The organism is Paenibacillus sp. Dod16, assembly GCF_049893405.1.
GTDB lineage: Bacteria > Bacillota > Bacilli > Paenibacillales > Paenibacillaceae > Paenibacillus_AQ.
In genome coordinates this window covers 21,606-41,067 of sequence record NZ_JBNDYG010000050.1, presented here as the reverse complement: position 1 = coordinate 41,067, position 19,462 = coordinate 21,606, and the positions used below count along the sequence as shown (strand labels likewise).

Sequence of the window (19,462 nt, the reverse complement as noted above, 5' to 3'; positions counted from 1 at the left end):
AAATAGCAGTTTAAAAAATAGAAACAGCAAAATTCTGCAGGTCTGTCCATTTTTAGAATGGAGCCACCATATAAGCTTGATCCTTATTGGATCCTGTTGTCTTTACGTCAATTTTCGAATTATGCAAAATGCTCAAGTACAAGTAGCCATCTTCATGAAAAAAAGTCGAACCAGTAAATGACTCATCTGTATCCCTATTAGCGCCCCAAGCAAAATATTTAGTATCAGGGGCGTTAGTTTTCACCCTAATATTGTAAGTATCATCCCCTTTTAGAAATACCACAGGTTCCTCAAAAAAAATTTCAATTGGTTCTATTTTTTCCGAACAAGCAGACATAAGCACCAATATAAGGAAAAGCGAAGGAATCATTGTCCATCTATTAATATTAGACTTCTTCATATGTTGAGCTCCATTCTCTCGTTTTGTTCATTCGCATATCTTAAGGGTTTTATAAATCACTATATATATCGGCTTCTCTCAATCAAGATATAACCAATCTCGAATGAATTGCTGATTAAACAAAATATTTCGTCGATAATGTTTAAAGTGTTTCAGATTTTATAGATAAATATTTAAAAAATATTGACCGCTGGTATATTTATACATTAAATTACTTAGTATAAAGAAATTATTTAGAAAATACTGGATTTGGATCTGGGGGGGTCTCATTGGAACCTACAGACAGAACGATTAGTTCAGAATTGTTACGATATTTAAGGCAAGAGAATGTAACTATCTCATTCTTTGCAGATAAATCGGGGATCAACTCGGGGACTCTTAGCAGAATCATAAATGGGCAACAATCTATTTCCGTATCAAGTCTTGATTTGATAACCAAGGCGATGAATCTTGAGGAAGGATCTTTATATTCTTTATACGCTAATGAAACTTGTATGTTATCTTCTCTCGATTGGAGACGGCTTGGACCTTTCATCAAACGGTGTGCTGAACTCAGGAAATTACAAATTATTGATCAAGTAGTTGGTTTGATGATGGATAGTCTCAGCTATGCAGCTGTGCTTTTTGAATGTGCGGAAAATTTATATATAGCAGGTTATAAAGATGCCGCAGTGATTATATACAAAAAAGTGGCTGAAAGTGAAAGATATCAGCATGCAGAGAGGTTAGCCTTATGCCAATACAGAATATTTACTTGCTCACTAAATAAGAATCAAGAGCACAATTTGGAGTGTGCTTTACAACTTGAATCGTATGTATCACGTCTTGGTGAATCTGAGCAATTAGACGCATTAAAGGATCTCTCGAATATTTTTTTATCCTTACGAAAATGGACTAAAGCAAAATACTATGCACAATTGATGGGTCGCATCTCTAAAAATCTTTACGATCGAAAAATAAATCGAAATAAACAGGGAAAAAAATCTGTAGTGCCGGCAAAACCACTGTTTGGTTATATTTTATATTCTAACTTGATGTTGGGTGCGATCGCTGCAGAAAACGCAGCGTATGACCAAGCTCTATATTACGTTTCCTGTTATGAAGATCTTAACTGGGTTGTAGAAACAGATAATGAATCAGAGCAAACCAAGAAACAATTCCAAGAGTGGGCAATAGGTAACAAGTATCTCTACCGGTTAATGTCAGGGAGTACTGAGGTATTGGAAGAGTACGTAGATTATATTTCTGTTCGTAAAAACGAGGTGTTGATGGCCCTATTTAAGATTGTTCAAGCAGCAAATTTGTATCGATTTGATATCGATAAGTATCTCGAACGATTTAGGGGTTATATATCTGATCAACTGGAAAGAAGCGAAACCGTGGGTAGCTATACGACTCATTTCTTTGATGATCGTTTTGCAAATTTTTTGACTGATGTAGGTTTATATTATTTGGGAAGAAACAATATCCATAATGGCGTTCGATATATATTGGATAGTTTGGCAGTTTCATATAAAATCAATAATGCAGCGAATATAGTGAGGTGCTGCAGCACAATCGAGAAAATTCGATCTAAAATAGATCACTCAGATCTCCAAAAATACGCTGCGATTATGAAGGAGGTTTACGATCAAGATGAAGAGAAAAATGGTGTTGCTATCATTAATTGCTAGTCTAGTGTTTCTGGTATTACCGAGCGGTATAAGTTCAGCGAATGAAGCAAGTTTGATTATAAAGAAACCTTATACCGCTGCAAGTCCTCAACATGGTGAAGGCGGATGGTGAATAACATCCAATAGGGTGCAGTGTTTTTGCTTGTTGAAAAATAGTTTTCTGATAAAAAGATGATTCCTGGTTACAGGAATCATCTTTTTTATGCAAAAACAATTTTATAGATGTACGGTTAAACGAGGATGTTAATGGAAAAGTATAACAAGGAATCGTTATAACATAAGGAGGAAAGTAAATGATTAAAGTTACCTTAGATATACTCTGGGAGACCTAACCCTGACACTCAATTTTGTGGATATATGTTGGCACCTAAAAGCATGAAAGTTAATTAAGGCTATCTTATCACAACACTATATTAGAACAGAGCCGGTAAATCGCAAGAACGATTTACCGGCTCTGTTTTTGCTACTGTTTTCTTCCTCCCTCACGGATAATATCCCGATTACTCCATAAGAGATTTCTTAAGTTAGATTTAGATCCCTCTATCGTAAAATGAGGGATATTGTGTTCTTTAGCAATCTCTACTCCGGAAATTGTAGCTCCATGTGATGTTGCTGTCAGAAGCTTAAATAGTGCATTGGATTTTCGCAACTCAGCGAATATTCGTTCAGGGTGTTCCCCGTTCTCATGCACAAATTCAGCGCCGGTCTCTTTTACAACTGATTCAAACCACTTTGCTTGTCCACCAATAACAGCAATTTTACAACCTTGGAGAAAAGGAGCAATATTTTTTGGGGGCTTTTTGATTTTTTCATCAGTCTTCTTCGGATGGAAAACATCATCTTCTGATTTCATATCTTCATGGTTCTTATAGATTTTAGAGATTCTTGCATACTCTCCTCTTTCTAAAGAAACGTTAAAGAGACATGGAACCCCGTTTGTAGGGTTGTGAAAAGCAACATCCCGTTCGTGTATAAGATACCTATTATTGTTGTCATGAATATCCACACAGTAATATTTGAAGTGCTCACCTAGCTCTATATAGCCTAAATACTGAACTATAGGTGCATAAGTATCGTCTCCTTGAAAGAGGAGCTGAATATACTGATAGGCTGAGCCATCTCCTCGTTGTCGTTTGGTACATTCTACCTCTGCTTCGTGTTCCAACCCAACAGCATTAACTATGGATTCAGTTATGACACTTTGCTGCCCATCGTCAAATATAATGTAGCCACCGTGTTCTCTTCGATAAAATGTTCCACTTCTTTTGAGTTCATTAGATGATAATGTATCGGTTACTGAAGCATCTTCTGTCTCGATGTTTGTCGCAACCGCTACTTCTGATACTGACTTATTTATTTGCGAGTGCTCATTACTTGAAGTTGCAATGTCAGATTCTTGGTGATTTTCTGATTGCACAATAAAATATGATTCAATTTGAGAAGCCAGATTTAACATCTGAGTGATTTCATATCGTAAGTTTTGTTTCTCGGTTAAATCAATGGTTCTTAAATTTATTAGATTAAGTTTTTTTAGTGCATCCTTATGAATAATTTCAATTAATCCTTCTGCTTTAAAGGATGGAGAGGAGTCATTATTTTTATATACTTCAACTTGTTCTAGTAATCGAGATTTTTCCGCTTCGTTAATTTGTTTTAATGTTAACTCTTGTTCTTCGTATTCAGATATTCTTGAATTTAATTGTGTTATTTCCCTAACTAAATACTTATTTTCATATTCTAATTGAGATACTTCCTTGCTTAATTGTGTGTTTTGATTTTGTACATCTAACAAGTCTTTTTCTGTTGATATCAGTTTTTTAGATAAGTCATTATTCGCTTTAATTAATTGGTCCATAGCTTTATTTATTTCTTTTATTTCTTTATTAAGCCTGGTTATTGTTTTTTCATTTTCTTGTCTGAGTTGACGTTCTTGTTTAATAATCAGGGTTTCTTTTGAAACTTTTGTTTCTTTCTGATCTATAGGCGGCTTTAAAATTGAAGTATCTTGTGATTGTTTCATACCATTAGCACTTTGTATAAGTTCCTCTAACCTCTTGTCAATAGCATCTGACCTTCGAGGAAACATGCGAAGCGCCCAAAAGTAATGCCATTGGCCAAATTTGTTTATTATTTCATTTTCTTTCGAAAGGAAATCAGAATCTGTTAAATCGGGATTCTCACCTGTATAAATATCTATCAGAGTATAAGTGATTGCCTTCAGCACGCTGATTTTCCCGGATGTAGTGTTAACTTTAAGTTTAATTATTTGTAGAAGTCCATCAATTTCTGCTGTTTTTTGAGTTCTTACATTCATTAATTTTTGAAATTTCCGAATTTCAGATGGATTCATCTCTTGAAGTAAGAGGGTTAAGTATTCAATTGGAAAGGTCTCATTCAGTAACTTTAGCAACACATACTCGTACTCTTTCTTTGCTGCTGGATCCAGCTGATCAAGCAGTTGGTCTAATTTTTTTTCCTTCAATATTACTCCTCCAGCCATTACTATGAGATAATAAAGCCCCCAAAGATTATGTAATTTACTCTTTGAGGGCAAAATCTACATATGTTTTTTTAGATTATACAATTCATTTGTATCGCTAACAATAGCCGATGTATCGACAAAGAGACTGCAACAATGAAGGCAGTCTCTTTGTCCAGCAGTTTTATACCCATTTAACGGTTTCACGTTATTAGTATATTCAAAGAGCCTGTTATTATTCATCATTACCATATTGGTTTAGTAAACATGAATATCTGTTCCCCCATGCGTTACTCATTTATCATCTTCCCACCCCTATTAAAAGCTGATTTTTATGATGTTCGAGTTTTCATCCCATATGTAAGAAACACTATACCGAGCGATCCAAAGCTTGCATAGTTAGTTACTTTAGTAATCAGCAGTTCGTCAGTCTCCTTCATAAAGAACAATATAAAATAAACTGACCCAGTTATTGCAATCAATAAAAAGAAATACTCCGCACCATGAGCCAGGCGTTTACTGAACTTATACTTACTTTTCCTCTCAACTACGTCATAGGATGCTTTAGATAAATCGTAGCCTGTTACCAGGAGTGCAACTACACTTACATATCCCGAAAAAGTCGGTGGTATTTTGATGTCAGTAAAAAGAGCTAGAGCTGCAATAATGACATAAACCACTGCAAGACTATAAAAGACGATAGCTACCTTAAGTTTCATTCAAATTCTCTCTCTTTCAATAGAATATAAAAAGATTATGAAAGGCTCATTTTACAATGTTTAATTCATATTCTTCAGTCGCATTTCCTGTAGTTACCATAAGTTTGTTTTTGTTTTCTTGTATTGATCCGGTCAAATCAACAACAAAGTGCTTTTTAATATAGTTTTTGGAGTAGAAATTTGCTGCCTCTTTTTCAGGTTGGCCATTATAAATTACTTTGCCGTTCAGAATAATAACAAGTGGATCAGAACTATTTACATATCTACCGTAGAGAAACAGATCTACTTTGTGGCCGCTATATTTAGCAAGGTCAATATCCACTTTGTATTGATCATCTAAAGAGATCTCTTCCTCATATCCTCCACCAATCTCATTAAGCATTACTCCTAAGTACACCCCATAAAAATTAGTGTATGGATCACCAAACGCATTCTCCAGCTTGTATCGCAGATTATTTGGAACTTGTAGTATAATTGCGACAATTAAAACCGCAATTATTCCTCCTATTATTTTCTTTTTCATTTGTTCTCCTTTATGTTTTATTTGCTTTTCACAAGATCCACGATAAATGCAGGTTTATCTTTCATTAGCGGCTCCAATTCACTTATTGTTGAAACACGCCTTTGAAATTGCAGTAATGAAATTGGGTTTAGTCTTATTTTACCATTTTGACTCGACATCTTGTCTCAATTTTAAAGATATTTTTTATCAAGGATGCTGATTGAAACAAAGGACCCGCTACAATTATGTAGCGGGTCACTTTACTTTAATTGAGTTTTTGGTTATTTAAAAAATGCTGTGCGAAGTTAATAATCAAAAGCTCTACATTTAATCTATTTAGAATTTAATGGTATCTCCTCTATCAGAGAAGGACTGGTATTCTTCACATTTCCCACATCTTTAGAAACAGGATACTTTATCATTCGGTCAGCAGGATATGGTTTCAAGAAACTTATAACCTTATTGGTCTCCTGGATATTTGGATTTATCCATTCATCTGCTGCTCTACCTGTTAATATTACAGGCATACGATCATGAACATCCGTAACAAGTTCATTTGGTGTGGTAGTTATGATAGTACAGCTATGAATTTCATTACCTTTTGGATCCTTCCAGGTATCATGTAGACCAGCAAAAGCAAAGGGGGCTTTCGTATTCAATTGAAATCTAAATGGCTGCTTTCCTTCTTTTTCATGACGCCATTCATAAAATCCGTTACTAACAATAAGGACCCTGTTTTGTTTTAATAAGTGCCTGTAGGCAGGCTTTTTTTCTATACCTTCAGATCGAGCATTAATGGTTTTGTACGCTATCTTGGGATCCTTGCTCCAGAATGGTATGAGTCCCCACTTTAGTCCGATTAATATCCTTCCTTCTCCTGATTGTTGCAAGATACAGGGTATCATTTGTGTCGGAGCAACATTGTAGCGTTTCGAATAGTCATAGTTGACCTCATCTATTCTAAATGTATCTTGAATTTCTTCCAGGTCTGACGTAATAGTAAAGCGACCACACACTTTAATCAACTCCTTTTAAAGTTAATACTCTCCTTAAGAGAATTACCTACTTCGAATAATATTAAACTCAAATATTATAAGGGAAAACCCACACTTCTTATCAGTGTGGGTAATTTTTTGCTAACCTCTGTTGTATGCTTGTTTAACAAATTTGGAAACATATTGCTCCATTTTGTTCCATTTCCTTATTAAAATATATACAAATGCTGCAGTAATCATACTACCAAGACCAATAGATACAAATAAACTGATTTGACCAAGGAGTACTATAGAGACGAACCAAATTGCTGCTAGTACCAAGTAGGACAGGCTAAACAAGATTAGTTTTTGAGTGAAATATACTATTAATGGTTCTTGTTTGTTGTGTTTAATCTGGTTAATAAAGCTGAGGAGAATAATTGCAAGAACTGTAATCAGCGAAATCATAGCTGTTGGAGATGCTACCATAGCTTGCCACCCTTTCCACTTGTATAAATATACAAATATTATAACACAACAGATTTTATGGGTGTCTTGTTCAACGTAAATAATCGCATCATTAACAAAAAGAAGCTCGATTAAATCATCGGGTTCTTTCCGCGTTATCTCCATTAGGGGTAACAGCCCTAACTACCGGACATTAACTTTTTTTAGGTATTCATGGTAAAGCTCATTTAAATAGGTTGTATACTTTAAATCAACTTCAGATATTATATTTAGATTTTTAAATCGTTTTCTTTCGTTAGTTTCTACTTGATTTTTTCTATACAACTTACATATGATTTCTTCATAAGCCATTATCTCAGCTAATTGGTTATCATTTAATTCATTTTTTGCTACAAAAGCGGTAACTTGGGCTTGAATGTTATTAATACCAAATTCATTGCATAAAAACGATCGGTGATTACCCCCTGCATTAACAACATAGGATTGATCAGGAAGTCTAATCAGACTTATGCCGTGCGGTTCAATATCCTGCCATCCATTCTCTGCAATCTTTCTTCGCAATGTACTTAGCTTTTCCTCATCTAGCTTCCTAGATAATCCGATAATATCCAATGGATTGACTATTTGGATGCCTAACTCGATTGAGATGAAATCGTGGCTGTTGTAAGAAATTTGTTTTAATATAGTGTCCGTCATTCCCCATATTTTCTTCATACACTTATTACCTCGATCTTCATTAAATTGATTTACTAAGGAATTAAATGACAGTCCAATCAACAAGTCTCAATAATCGATCGATTTGTTCCGGAGTACTACTATCACGCTGTTGCATTAAAATGCTGGAGGCATATTCGATATCTTGTAGCTGTTTATCATGTGTTCCCAATGAATAGACATAGTTATCAGTAGGAAGCGTCAAGTATCTCTTGACATCTACGCCTATTATAAGGTCCCGCTTTACTCTGACTGAATGTAAAATTTCAAGACTGTCGTTCCATAAAAAAGGTGACCGAGCTTGAATCAGTTCCCTAGTACGTGGCCAAATGCTCATAACCCCAATTTCATCTTCATCCACTAGAAGTTCCTCTTCACTAACTTCTACTTCAAAAATGTAAATTTGATCATTAGAATCTATGGGGATTACCCTGGCACCATAGAAAATACTAAGAGGGAAACTGTCAGTTAAATAAACAAAGCCCTCGGTTGTAGGATAAGTAGATGATGTATCGAAGTTCCTTATTACCCCCGTTGATTTTACTACACCAGCAGATAAAATCTCCTTTGCACGGGTTTCATATGTAGCATGGTATAATATCATGGTTTTAATCTCCTTTATTTTTATTACTATTATCGGATCATGAGATTCGTTGAATTATAGAGATATGATTTAACCAGTATATTGTAACGGGGAAAGAAAAACGAGCAGTCATCCAATTAAGGAAGATGCTCGTTTTCACACGAACTAAAACAATGTCAGAGGTGCATATTCCTCTTCATAGTTCATAAAAAAGTATTCAGTCTCAATCCTCTTCTTCTGACCACGTTCTGCCTTCGTCACTGTTGATCCAACCTTTGCTTCCACCGTGACAAAACGCCAATCCTTATATAGTTCCAGGATGAAAGGGTGTCCATAATAGGAGACTAAACATTTTCCTTGGATGTTATGAAGAAGATCAGCTAAATCTCGAAAGTCCTTTTCGCTGAAATTACCTTTGTAATAATGTGATCGTCCATAATACGGAGAATCAATGAAGAAAAAAGTTTCTTTGGAATCATATCGTTTGATACATTCTCTAAAATCCAACTTTTCGATCATGACATTCCGCAGTCGCTTTTCAAATTCAGCTAATCGACCGAGGGAATTTTGATAATCAGTTGCGGTTGATTTTATTTTTGAGGCTCTCCAGCCTGAAGGTTCATTGTTACACGGAACCATCATCTGACGAAGAAGGTAGTACCAAACTACTGCTCTTTCAAAATCATCTTCAGGGAGCGGTTTTTTTGACCAAGTTTCATATAGATACCTGGATGTTGGGATTGATGACAACGCGTCAATCAAGTCATCTCTTCTGTATCTAAGTTGCATAAGAAAATTTATGAGGTCAGTATCAATATCATTATATACTTCAACTGTGCTTGGAGCCTTCTGCGTGAGACAATGGCCACCCCCGCCGAACACTTCGCAATACGTATGATGCGCTGGTATTAATGGTATGATTTCTTTGGCTAATAGGCCCTTTCCGCCAAACCACCTAATTGGACTTTTAACTTTGTTAATATGAAATGGATTATAAGTTTTGAAGGCTTGCATAAGAGAGATCCCCTTTTCCGTATCGTTTAGTATTGATCGATCCGGAAAATGGCAGGAATCTTCGTTTTCCTCTCATAGGCTATTACTGGGGGCCGTATGAGTGCTACTTCTCACATTCGTGAAATGAGCCGGAGGCGGCCACAATGGACAACCAAACGGAGAATCTATCTTACTATGTCCCCAAATAGTAAGTTCCCCGCTCCTCCTTCGCACCATGAATTAGAGTCTCTCTCTTCGTTTCCTTCCCTTATCTTTGATTATTTTCACGGTATACACTTCCTCATTAAATCAGTGCTACTCTAAGTTTATTAAGAGTTGCTGCAATTTTGTTTTCCATCTGCAGCACATAGTCTCTCTTAATAAGATACTTTGTAAATTTCGCAATCAGTTTTCCATAACGGGATTTTATTTTTTCGTAGTGCTCCCGCTCCTTAAATAATTTAGGCAAAGTATCCTTTCCCAGTAGGAAATTTTCTACTTCCCCGAGATGATCCTGCTTCTTAAGTAGGGACAAGAAAGCTGCTTCGGCAGCGTCACTGTCTTTTTTTCGATTTCCGTAACTTTTTAGCAATTCTTTAATTTCCTCAAAAATGTTTTCTACACCAAAAAGTTGGGCTTTGTATTGGTAGTTTGTTAAGATTTCTCTGGCAATTAAGGGTGTTAACATTTCAAGTTCTGAAATAATCGAGTGTTTTTCACGCTGAATATCCTTTAATCGCCTTTTGTTTTCTTCCTCCTCGATGAGCTGTTGATAATGCCCAGGCTTCATAGCCAAAGAAACCGACTCTCCATAAATTCGGAATCGGATACCATTTTTCTCGAACTGAGCTTTGAGCGGATCGGTCATGACTCGACTCATATGTAATTCAATAAAAGGAATCGGATCATAAGACTTAACAAATTTGACTATATTTTCTGCAAATTGCTTCGCTGCAGACCGGGTCGTTTCGGTTTGCGGATAATCACTAATGGTTTGTTCAAATGGAATAATACGCTGTTCATAATGACTCAGAAAATAAATGTCTTCTCTTGGGAACTCCCGTGCTTCCATGTAACGAATGATTTCATTGACCCACCGACTTTTAGGACTCTGATAAAAAAGATATGCCGGCAGCTCTGTTGCTTGACGCGTGGATGATTCCGTAATGAATGCGATTCGTTGTTCATTCATGAATTGTCATAACCTCCTATTGTGTGATTTCCACTAAGGCGACGTCACAAGTGCTATTCATGAGAAAACAAAAAACACTTCCCCTAAGCACTTTGTTATTCTGCAAAAAGCACAGAAAAGCACTTAAGGAAAGTGTATGTTTCTCAAAAAAGATAGAGCGGATAAGTCGCGTGACGCCGCCAAAATGGTTGTTAAGATAAGCTAAGTATAATTCAGAGACCAATACAAAGTAAAGGGTATTAACCGGTATGAATAATCAATTAATCTGTCTTTAAAGGATGATTTTTTGCGATTCGATCTCCTCAAGTGAGCTACTCTCAAATAACCATTCATCTTTATCCGGAATATAATAAACTGATCCAAGACTCCATTGCATGATTTTACGATCGTTAACTGTTTTAATATAGGTGTGTGCCATCATCAATTGTTTCCTTTCAGATATTAAAAACCATGTGAGAATTAGGTTCGGACTTTAATAATTGCAATTTGATATTAAAGACATTTAACAACAACATTGAAAATTAAATGTGGGTTACCATATTCGGAATCAAATACAGATTTAACGCTACCACCTATTTTGATGGCATACATATGCTTCCAATCAAGTTGGTCGAAATATTGCCATAGTTGCGTATTGCCCTCATCATTAAGTAATTCCCAGTCTCTAGTAAACTCTTCAATATATTTATTATCCATGCCAAACTCCTTCTTTTATATTTATATTTTTTGTTTGATTGTTAATTCTAATTTTAATTTTTCCGTCCGCTATGCAATGCCTCCTTTGTCAGTTTGAAGAAATTCCTCTAGAAAGATTAGTTGACATAATCATTGATTTGAACTGGATATCAAACAGTCTTCCGTCTCAATAGTAATTCGATTCTTTAGTTTTTCAATGAGTGTACTTTTACCTATCCCACTACCTTCTCATCTAATGGGTAAAGAAAACACTTTCCTTAAGCCTGATAATTCTGCATAACAACACAGAAAAGCACTTAAGAAAAGTGTTACTTTCAAATTTGAAAAAGTAGCGGGTGGGTCGCGTGACACCGCCAAAATGAATTCTAAGTTATGTTAATTATAAAACAATAATAAATTTGATGTAAAGTTCTTAGACTCAACGTTTTCTATCCTATTTTCTTTACCTCTTTCCCCAAAGCGTAAAGTGGTATTCTCAACTTAAACAGGTTCCCATCTGCCAAAGGTTCTACAAAAACATTCCCGTTGTACTTTTTAAGAATAGTATTCACGATATAGAGTCCTAGGCCCGAATGCTTCTCTGTATTTGACTTAGTGCTAAAACCCTTCTCAAAAATCTGATTAATTTGTTCGTCCTGAAGTATTGTACCCTTATTAAATACTCCAAAACACAAATGATCATTTTCGACATAACCATTTACTACAACATATCGATCTTCCTCAGGATTATTTTCAACTGCATCAAAAGCGTTATCAATTAGATTACTGAGGATTTTAACAAGATCGGTACTCTTCAAAGTACCCAGCGAAATATTCCCCATATTTATAATGTCATGTTCAAATAGGATCTTATTATTCATCGCCTGTGTAATTTTGGCCTGAATAAGAGCAGAAATGGCCGGAGAGTTGATATTAATGATGTCGTTTACAATCATAGTTTCACCAACGATCTCTTTCGTGTACTTTTTAAGCTCATCATATTCACCTAGCTGCACAAGGGAATGAATCGTACTTAGATGATTATTAAAGTCATGTCGCTGTTCTTTAATAGAGGAGAACATTTGATCAATGTTTTCAACGAATACATCTCGAACTGACTGAAAAGCTACTTCCTTATTCCGGCTATAATACTTTGAAACCAGTAAAAAGAAAATAACTCCCAATATGGTTGTGATGGATATGATGATTAGCAGATTCTTTTGAAACTCATGCATAGTTGCATTGACGGTAGTTAAATCTGCAACTAGACCAACAACTACTGGGTAGTCTAAATGTAGCGGGATAAAAGATTTTAGAACACTGGTACCGTGGATTGTAGTCTCATAAGATAACTCTTTCTGTGATTCATATGCCTGCTTCACGTATTCATCGTCTCGTGCATCTTTTAAATTGTATGAACCAAATAGTATTTCTCTATCGGAATACCAAACAACGCCTTCTTTTATAAATTGCTCTTGTTCTTTTAGGAAGATTGGTGGGTTAAACACGGATACTTCTGTTACGATACTGTTCTGCACGATTTGACTTATCATGGCATCAACGCCTGTATCCTTCTGATATTCCCTGAATTTTTCATCATGAACGAATGGGTCGATAATATAGTTTGTAGTCCCATCATAATAATATCCCCAAAGATCAACATTCTGAGTGTTTGTCATAGACGTATTCATGGGTCCCGCCCAATAGTTCGGTAGAATCTGTCCTACCGGCACATCAACATTTTTATGATCTAGAAGCTGGTTGAATGCTTCAAACCAGTAACCCCTCCAGTTCTTTGTGGTCATCCCCAATTCTTTTGGATCAGAAGACTTGTAGCCAATGATATCATCTCCGGAACGCTTCATTAACGTAATATGATCAATTCCCGCTTTTTTGCTGATGATATCTAGCTGTTCGTTTGTTACCTTTTCTATATCCGGATCCAGATTAGATTGAGCGTATAAAGCAACAGATCTTAAATTTTGACCAAGCATCCAAGTCATATAGTCTTCACCTTTTCGAGAAAGTTGGATCGAAGCGCTGATGTTCTCTGCCTGGATTTTCATTTTTTCGTTTTGCTGGTCGATGAGAGTTCTTCGACTGAAATTGTAGAATGCGTAATCGATCGCTCCCAATATTAAAAGAATTAAATGCAGTGTAATAACAGTGACTTTAAATTGTTTTGATGTTAAGTAGGATCGTAACTTCAACAATGCTCCCCCTTAGATGTTATCAATCTTCTTCTATATCTTCGACATAACGAATGTAAACATTTAGATGCGTAATTTTTGAGATGAGTTATAATGATATTTCAATTAAACAACAGGAGGAGCAGATGTAATGAAACTTACTTTCTTAGGGGCTGGAGATATGTTTTCCTTCAACCAGGGCCATAACAGTGTTTTGGTGGAGTTCTCTTCCACCAATTTAGTGATTGACTTCCCGGAGACAAATTTCAAAGCGCTACGTGAGATGGGTAAAGATTTAAATGATATTCAAAATGTTTTTATATCCCATCTTCATGAGGACCATATTAATGGGCTGCAGTTGCTAGGTTATTACTGTGGTGTACACTCTGAGATCAAACCCAACTTATTTGTACACAGCACATTGTACGATTTGCTTTGGCAAACACTTCGTACCGGCTTGGAACATAGCACCTTTGGGCCTAAATCCCTCTCGGATTACTTTAACGTACAGATTTTTGATGATGAATTCACGGTTGAAGGCCAGACGTTTAGGGCCATTAAAACTTTACATGTTCCAGGGATGATTTCTCATGGATTGTTGTGTGAGCCACATTTTTATTATTCTGGCGACAGCACATTAGATGAAGATTTTGTTGTTCAAATATCCAGTAATGTGAAAACAATCTTCCATGAATGTCATCTGCAGAATGAACAACTGAAGTCTCATACCTCGCTTGAGGAAATCATGAGTTTGCCCAAAGAAGTTCGTGATCAAATGGTTCTCATGCATTATGAGGATCGATACACTGACATTATGGAGAAAAATTCTCTTGAAGAACGAACGGGGCTAAAGATCGCTGCAGCTCATACCGAATTTCATTTTTCTTAAACGCAAAAAAGGGACTTCTCAGTGGAGATAGGTCCCTTTTTGGTTGCTTTGATAGTTTTTAGAAGTCGCATGGTATGTTAAGTACCCAAGAAACAAAGAGATGTGAGAATCAAAAATAACAACCACATCAGAAAAAATATTGATTTTCTTGTTTACATCCGTCTCTATTATTTCATTTCCAGAAATGATACATATATCAGGCACCAAAACACTTATATCTAAGCCAGCGGTATGTAAAACCTGTATGTATAATAAGGTACAAGCTAACTCCTATAGACCCGGATAACAAATAAAGTACCATTCTGTTCATTGGTTCCACAATTATAAACAAGTAGAACATAGAACCAAACCCCAAAGTGGTAATCGCGAGAGCTTTTATTGTATCAGAAGCACGTGTTTTGTGATTTGGTGGAGATATTTCTCTTTCCTTTGAAGATTTTTCGAAAAGTTTACAAGTTGTTTGGTACCTGTGCCTTTCTAAAAACATTTGCATTGTGACGCTATAAAATAGGAAAGTACCAATTGTTCCTGTTAGGAATGTTTTAAAAGATGGTGGTTGGTGCGAAAATGAATAGGCTAGGCAAGATACAATAATGATCATTAGTGTCAATGCAGCAAATTTAAGTATTGCAGGTGGTGTTAATTCAGTATTCGAATTGGTATTTGAATTTTTCATTAGGTACCTCTGATTTATTGATGGAAGTTTTATTAGTAAAGCTTTTAAAAATTAGATTAATTCATTAGCAACTAACAGATGGATATATAACACATGCATTTCTACTTATCAGATAAATCACTAGTATTAATGTTTATCATCCACCCGACTGATTCTAGATTTTTATTTCTAGCGTATTCAGCCATTATATCTGAACGTTTTATCACTTCGTTTACCATCTTAGCTCTCTGTTCTTGCTTTGCTTCAAGGGAATTTATGTTTATAGCTACCACGGATAATACTGAAACAATGATCAGAGAGGAAGCAATCCCCATTATAAATGCAAGTTTTTTCGGTTTCATTTATGTGTGCTCCTTTCCCTTATTGGAGATATAGGTTAAAAGAAAATCAGTCAATTTCATATAAAGATTGATTAGTAATTTATTTCTTGATGAGTTCTTCCGCTGGCGCAGTTAACTCTATATGATAATAGCCATCTTGTATACCGTACATGCTCATTCCTCTAACATCTTTGACTGTTAGAGTTGTCTTATCGTCCTTAGATACTCTTATTTTATCAACGACTAGAGACTGTAGTTCCGCTTTGTCATCTTCAACTTTAACAATTGTTTCCCTTGCTTCACTAACTATATCCAGAACATGAAGTGATTTTTCCGGTAAGTTGTTTATGAAGTCAGGCACATGTGTTTCTTCCCAGACTTTCTTTTGGACTTCCCATTTTTTGCTGTTTGATGTCTCGATTATGTACGAAACTAAGTCTGAAAGAACCAATGAGCCTATTAAAAGAGCGCCTAAATAAATATATAGAACCCATTTTATTCTTTCTCGAATTGACTCAGTATCAAATTTATATATTAAAATAGAACCAACAATTAAACCAAATAATACAAGAATCAATTTAATCCATATTGGTATATCGGGCGGGACATCACCTGGATATAAACTTATTAATTGTTCTTTTGTCAAATCAGCCATACTCCTTTAACTAAGATTTAGTATATCATTTTATCTTTTTGGTAAGTATAAAGTCACTTCATGGAAATCCGGATAAATCTCATACTCAGATAAATCACCTACCCACTTAGCTTCAACATACGGTTTTTCAGAATTTGTATATTGTATTTTTGATGTCTCTACTATTTTTATAGATTTATCGGTGTCCAAAACTACTGAGTATTTTCCATTATTTAATGTCCTTTCTATAATTTCATACCTTTCTAGTGCTACATATGGTAAATACTCTTCATGGAAAGTGAAGTTTTTCCATTTATAAACATCTATAGAATGATTTAATTCGGATGATAAAGTTGGTTTTGTAGAAACATCAAATATACTAGTCAGTAGAAATATAGAAATGATAGTCGTAAGAGCAAATGATAGAAAAAGCAGGAACCTATTAACTTCTCTACTTATTTTTAAAAAGAAAAAATAAACAAGTACTGTGATAAAGACTCCAATGATTACTGAAATTATAATTAAGTTTATAAGTTTTATAAGAGGTGAGCCTGATTCCATCAAAGGATAATTTGAAATGAATTCTTCCCTCGTCATGTATAACTCCTTTATCATGAAGATTTTTGTGCTTACAAGAATTTAGTTTTAATTTCTAAGCAATATATAGATCTTAGCAAAAATATGAAATAGCTTACTTAAACTATAGATTTGATATGCTTTCTCTTCCTAGAGGTGTTGTTAATTTCGGAAACTTTCTTTAATCTAGTTGTATATATACATCGTAAATCCTAAAATTGTGAGAACCAATAGCAGCCTACTACCAAAAGAGCAATAACAGGGCCAATAGTTAATTCACTTAACTATTACACTTCATCTTTGCAATTCATCAAGCACCCTCCGTGGGATTACTTCGTAATGCTTCCCATAAGTGATTCTAATTTGAAACCAATGGTTCAGATTCAAAGTTATCAGTTCTTTCTACTTCAATCTTATTCTTCACAGCATTTCCTTTGTGAGCTTTTTTCAGTGAAGACAAGTGCTTTTGTATTTGTTTTTTGTATTCTGGGATCTTGGCAACTTCTTGTTCATCGATATCAGTTGTGATCCCCGCCGTAGTATATTTGTATGGGTGAGGTTTTATATAGTAAGTACCATTCGTTTGATATATCTCACCTGAAGGGTCGAACCAAAAGATAAAATCTCCCGCGTTTCCAAACACACCAACTTCATCAGGTGCCTCAACAATGACATCATTATTGTAACCACCTTGGTATGCCTTACTGAAAGTTTCAGTGCTGGTAAGCCTCTTGTTACCATTCGTAACTTTTCCTCTTACTGGTACCCTATCGATTATATTCCCTTCGGAAATTACGTATAGCCACATAAGCTTTGATGGATCATTAAAAGCTTTGATGCGGTCAACAATATTCTGTCGTTCTAAGCTCGCATCCATTTGGGGTACTTCCACTTGGGTTGCTAGTTGAGCAGCTTGCTGCATCTTTTGTTCTGTTTGCTTGTTTATTTCTTGCTGGGCAATACTCGGCTCCTCTAAAAAGCAGCCAGAAAGGATTGATAGTGAAGTACAAGTTATAACAGAAGCGGAAATGATTCTCTTTAAAGACATATCTGCGTCCCTCCTTAATTTCATGATTACACTCAATCATTATTAACTTACGGATGATGATTTTTTTAAATATAAGCTGTTACGTTTAATATATAACAAGGGTTGTTGGTTCGAGAAACAAAAGAAAAGAAGCGGGATGAAAGCTTTCTTCCCGCTTCTTTACTATGCTCACGTATAAAGTCTTGGTATGTTTTGATTAATAGCTCATCATTACAAACCGATGCCGGCAGCTGCATTCTCTGTAAAAAGAGATCCCATTCGTATATATTTACGCACCATGGCTTCGGAGCTGTGTCTTGTTTGCTCCATAATAGAACGTTCGCTTTTGCCGAGCATGGCCGCTGATGTTGCTAGTCCCGCTCTCAAACTGTGACCAGCATATTTAGATTCATCGAGTCCGATAGCATCGATATAACGCTTTACTATTAATGCTACAGACCGATCTGATAGGCGGTTTTCAGAGATCTGGCTGTGTCTATTAATTGCTCTATAAACAGGACCAGATTCAATTTGAGCAGCTTGTAACCAGGATAGATAAGATCTAACTGGGCAGGTTTCGATGTTTGTACCATAAGGTATACCAATAAGTTGTCCTTTTCCATCTTGATCTGTTTTGGATTGGTTAATTCGGATCGTAAGCCCTTCCCTTGAGAGATCAATATCTTCAACATCCAAATTCACTAATTCGCTTCGTCGGAATGCTCCAGAAAATCCAAGTAGCAAAAGTGAACGGTCTCGGACTCCAATCAGTTTATCAGGAAGTTCATTAAGCATTAATTTCAAAGTGTCAACCAAAATGGGAAGCTTCCCGGTTTCTGAAGCACCGTGCATTTTTCTTATCCCTGCCCATACTGTCTTAATCCGAGCAGTTGTCGGTGAATCATAACCATCTAGTGTATGTGCTTGTGATATAGCAGTCATACGGCGTTGGATCGTACTAGCTTTTTTTCCTTCGTAAGCTAAGCTGGAGAGATAAAGAGCATATGTTTCATCATTTGTTGGTTTGGCCGGTAGCTGATACTTATCACACCAATCTTTGAAATGCCTCCAATCTGAGCGATAAGACCTGAGTGTATTATCTGATTTGGAATTGTCGACATACTGCTTAGTTAGCATTAATAGTTTATTTAGAGTTTCCTCAGCCATTTGGATTTCGTTGTTAAATGCAGGTGTAATCATTTCAATAATCCTCTCCCCCGTTACAAAGAACCAAAGAACAAATTTTATGAATCCGAACTTATAAATGTTTGAGAATAATGGTTAACATAATATTCATACTGTTCCCTTTTTGATTTTTCTTATGAAATTAGTAGAGAGGTCAACTATGAAACAAAAAGAAATGAAAAGTAGAGTACCGATTTTGAAGCTTTGAGGATCTACTTTTAAGTTCAGTATATAACTAGTGTACACCTCGAAGTATTCACTAAATATGTAAGGGAGGTAAAACCAAAGAAAATACATGCATCCGACCAAGGTTAGTAAACCTGGAATATTTCCTAGATCAAGCCCCCGTTCATCCTCTGCATATAAACACACCAATCTTTTCCCTATTTGATTTGAATAGAAGACAAGAACTAATAAGAGTAATTATGATGATAGCAATCAAGTTTTCTGTATTCATACCATGTATATATACAGAAATAAAGGGACATAATAAAACAAGAATAATAAACATAGGGAATGTTATATTAACTAGCAATCTCATGACTATCATTTGATAATCGCCTCCAATGATCCCATATAGCAGTTTTTTTAAAC

At 35.6% G+C, this 19,462-nt stretch carries 19 protein-coding genes; 2 read left to right on the top strand and 17 right to left on the bottom strand.

The annotated features are described in order from the left end of the window. Nucleotides 1-52: 52 nt before the first annotated feature. The gene (locus ACPV3A_RS30340) at nt 53-400 is read right to left on the bottom strand and encodes a hypothetical protein (RefSeq protein ID WP_063477668.1); all 348 of its coding nucleotides are present in this window, start codon (nt 398-400) and stop codon (nt 53-55) included. A gap of 269 nt (nt 401-669) precedes the next feature. On the opposite strand from ACPV3A_RS30340, the gene ACPV3A_RS30335 reads away from it, so the two are divergent. Further along, nucleotides 670-2,073, top strand: a complete 1,404-nt coding sequence (locus ACPV3A_RS30335; protein ID WP_063477667.1) for a helix-turn-helix domain-containing protein — start codon at nt 670-672, stop codon at nt 2,071-2,073. Nucleotides 2,074-2,536: 463 nt separating this feature from the next. On the opposite strand, the gene ACPV3A_RS30330 is transcribed toward ACPV3A_RS30335, so the two are convergent. The 11 genes from ACPV3A_RS30330 to ACPV3A_RS30280 form a co-directional block, all read right to left on the bottom strand. Continuing rightward, nucleotides 2,537-4,555, bottom strand: a complete 2,019-nt coding sequence (locus ACPV3A_RS30330; protein WP_063477666.1) for a hypothetical protein — start codon at nt 4,553-4,555, stop codon at nt 2,537-2,539. 329 nt (nt 4,556-4,884) lie between these two features. After that, the gene (locus tag ACPV3A_RS30325) at nt 4,885-5,271 is read right to left on the bottom strand and encodes a hypothetical protein (RefSeq protein ID WP_063477665.1); all 387 of its coding nucleotides are present in this window, start codon (nt 5,269-5,271) and stop codon (nt 4,885-4,887) included. 46 nt (nt 5,272-5,317) lie between these two features. Further along, the gene (locus ACPV3A_RS30320) at nt 5,318-5,794 is read right to left on the bottom strand and encodes a hypothetical protein (RefSeq protein WP_063477664.1); all 477 of its coding nucleotides are present in this window, start codon (nt 5,792-5,794) and stop codon (nt 5,318-5,320) included. 311 nt (nt 5,795-6,105) lie between these two features. Beyond that, nucleotides 6,106-6,789 carry an SOS response-associated peptidase gene (locus ACPV3A_RS30315; protein WP_063477663.1) on the bottom strand — a complete coding sequence of 228 codons (684 nt, stop codon included), beginning with the start codon at nt 6,787-6,789 and terminating at the stop codon, nt 6,106-6,108. A gap of 120 nt (nt 6,790-6,909) precedes the next feature. Further along, nucleotides 6,910-7,380 (bottom strand): hypothetical protein, encoded by a 471-nt coding sequence (locus tag ACPV3A_RS30310; protein ID WP_063477662.1) that lies wholly within the window; start codon nt 7,378-7,380, stop codon nt 6,910-6,912. 18 nt (nt 7,381-7,398) lie between these two features. Next, complete coding sequence (locus ACPV3A_RS30305; RefSeq protein WP_063477661.1) at nt 7,399-7,929, bottom strand: hypothetical protein; 531 nt, start codon at nt 7,927-7,929, stop codon at nt 7,399-7,401. Nucleotides 7,930-7,972: 43 nt separating this feature from the next. Continuing rightward, complete coding sequence (locus tag ACPV3A_RS30300; protein ID WP_063477660.1) at nt 7,973-8,533, bottom strand: hypothetical protein; 561 nt, start codon at nt 8,531-8,533, stop codon at nt 7,973-7,975. Nucleotides 8,534-8,677: 144 nt separating this feature from the next. Continuing rightward, entirely contained in the window at nt 8,678-9,526 is an 849-nt protein-coding gene (locus tag ACPV3A_RS30295) for a DNA adenine methylase (protein ID WP_063477659.1), read from the bottom strand. A gap of 283 nt (nt 9,527-9,809) precedes the next feature. Continuing rightward, the gene (locus ACPV3A_RS30290) at nt 9,810-10,697 is read right to left on the bottom strand and encodes a hypothetical protein (protein WP_063477657.1); all 888 of its coding nucleotides are present in this window, start codon (nt 10,695-10,697) and stop codon (nt 9,810-9,812) included. Nucleotides 10,698-11,189: 492 nt separating this feature from the next. Further along, nucleotides 11,190-11,393, bottom strand: a complete 204-nt coding sequence (locus tag ACPV3A_RS30285; protein WP_063477656.1) for a hypothetical protein — start codon at nt 11,391-11,393, stop codon at nt 11,190-11,192. 428 nt (nt 11,394-11,821) lie between these two features. Continuing rightward, nucleotides 11,822-13,582, bottom strand: coding sequence for a sensor histidine kinase (locus ACPV3A_RS30280; protein WP_063477655.1), 1,761 nt, complete (start codon nt 13,580-13,582; stop codon nt 11,822-11,824). Between the two features lie 130 nt (nt 13,583-13,712). Between ACPV3A_RS30280 and ACPV3A_RS30275 the strand changes: the two genes are divergently transcribed. Further along, entirely contained in the window at nt 13,713-14,450 is a 738-nt protein-coding gene (locus ACPV3A_RS30275) for an MBL fold metallo-hydrolase (protein WP_063477654.1), read from the top strand. 777 nt (nt 14,451-15,227) lie between these two features. On the opposite strand, the gene ACPV3A_RS30270 is transcribed toward ACPV3A_RS30275, so the two are convergent. The 5 genes from ACPV3A_RS30270 to ACPV3A_RS30250 form a co-directional block, all read right to left on the bottom strand. Beyond that, nucleotides 15,228-15,467, bottom strand: coding sequence for a hypothetical protein (locus ACPV3A_RS30270; RefSeq protein ID WP_063477653.1), 240 nt, complete (start codon nt 15,465-15,467; stop codon nt 15,228-15,230). A gap of 79 nt (nt 15,468-15,546) precedes the next feature. Beyond that, nucleotides 15,547-16,092 (bottom strand): hypothetical protein, encoded by a 546-nt coding sequence (locus ACPV3A_RS30265; RefSeq protein ID WP_063477652.1) that lies wholly within the window; start codon nt 16,090-16,092, stop codon nt 15,547-15,549. A gap of 39 nt (nt 16,093-16,131) precedes the next feature. Continuing rightward, complete coding sequence (locus ACPV3A_RS30260) at nt 16,132-16,677, bottom strand: hypothetical protein (protein WP_063477651.1); 546 nt, start codon at nt 16,675-16,677, stop codon at nt 16,132-16,134. A gap of 337 nt (nt 16,678-17,014) precedes the next feature. Beyond that, on the bottom strand, nt 17,015-17,704 hold the full coding sequence (locus tag ACPV3A_RS30255; protein ID WP_063477650.1) for a hypothetical protein: 690 nt from the start codon (nt 17,702-17,704) through the stop codon (nt 17,015-17,017). Nucleotides 17,705-17,914: 210 nt separating this feature from the next. Further along, nucleotides 17,915-18,883 carry a site-specific integrase gene (locus tag ACPV3A_RS30250; RefSeq protein ID WP_063477649.1) on the bottom strand — a complete coding sequence of 323 codons (969 nt, stop codon included), beginning with the start codon at nt 18,881-18,883 and terminating at the stop codon, nt 17,915-17,917. Between the last annotated feature and the right edge of the window lie 579 nt (nt 18,884-19,462).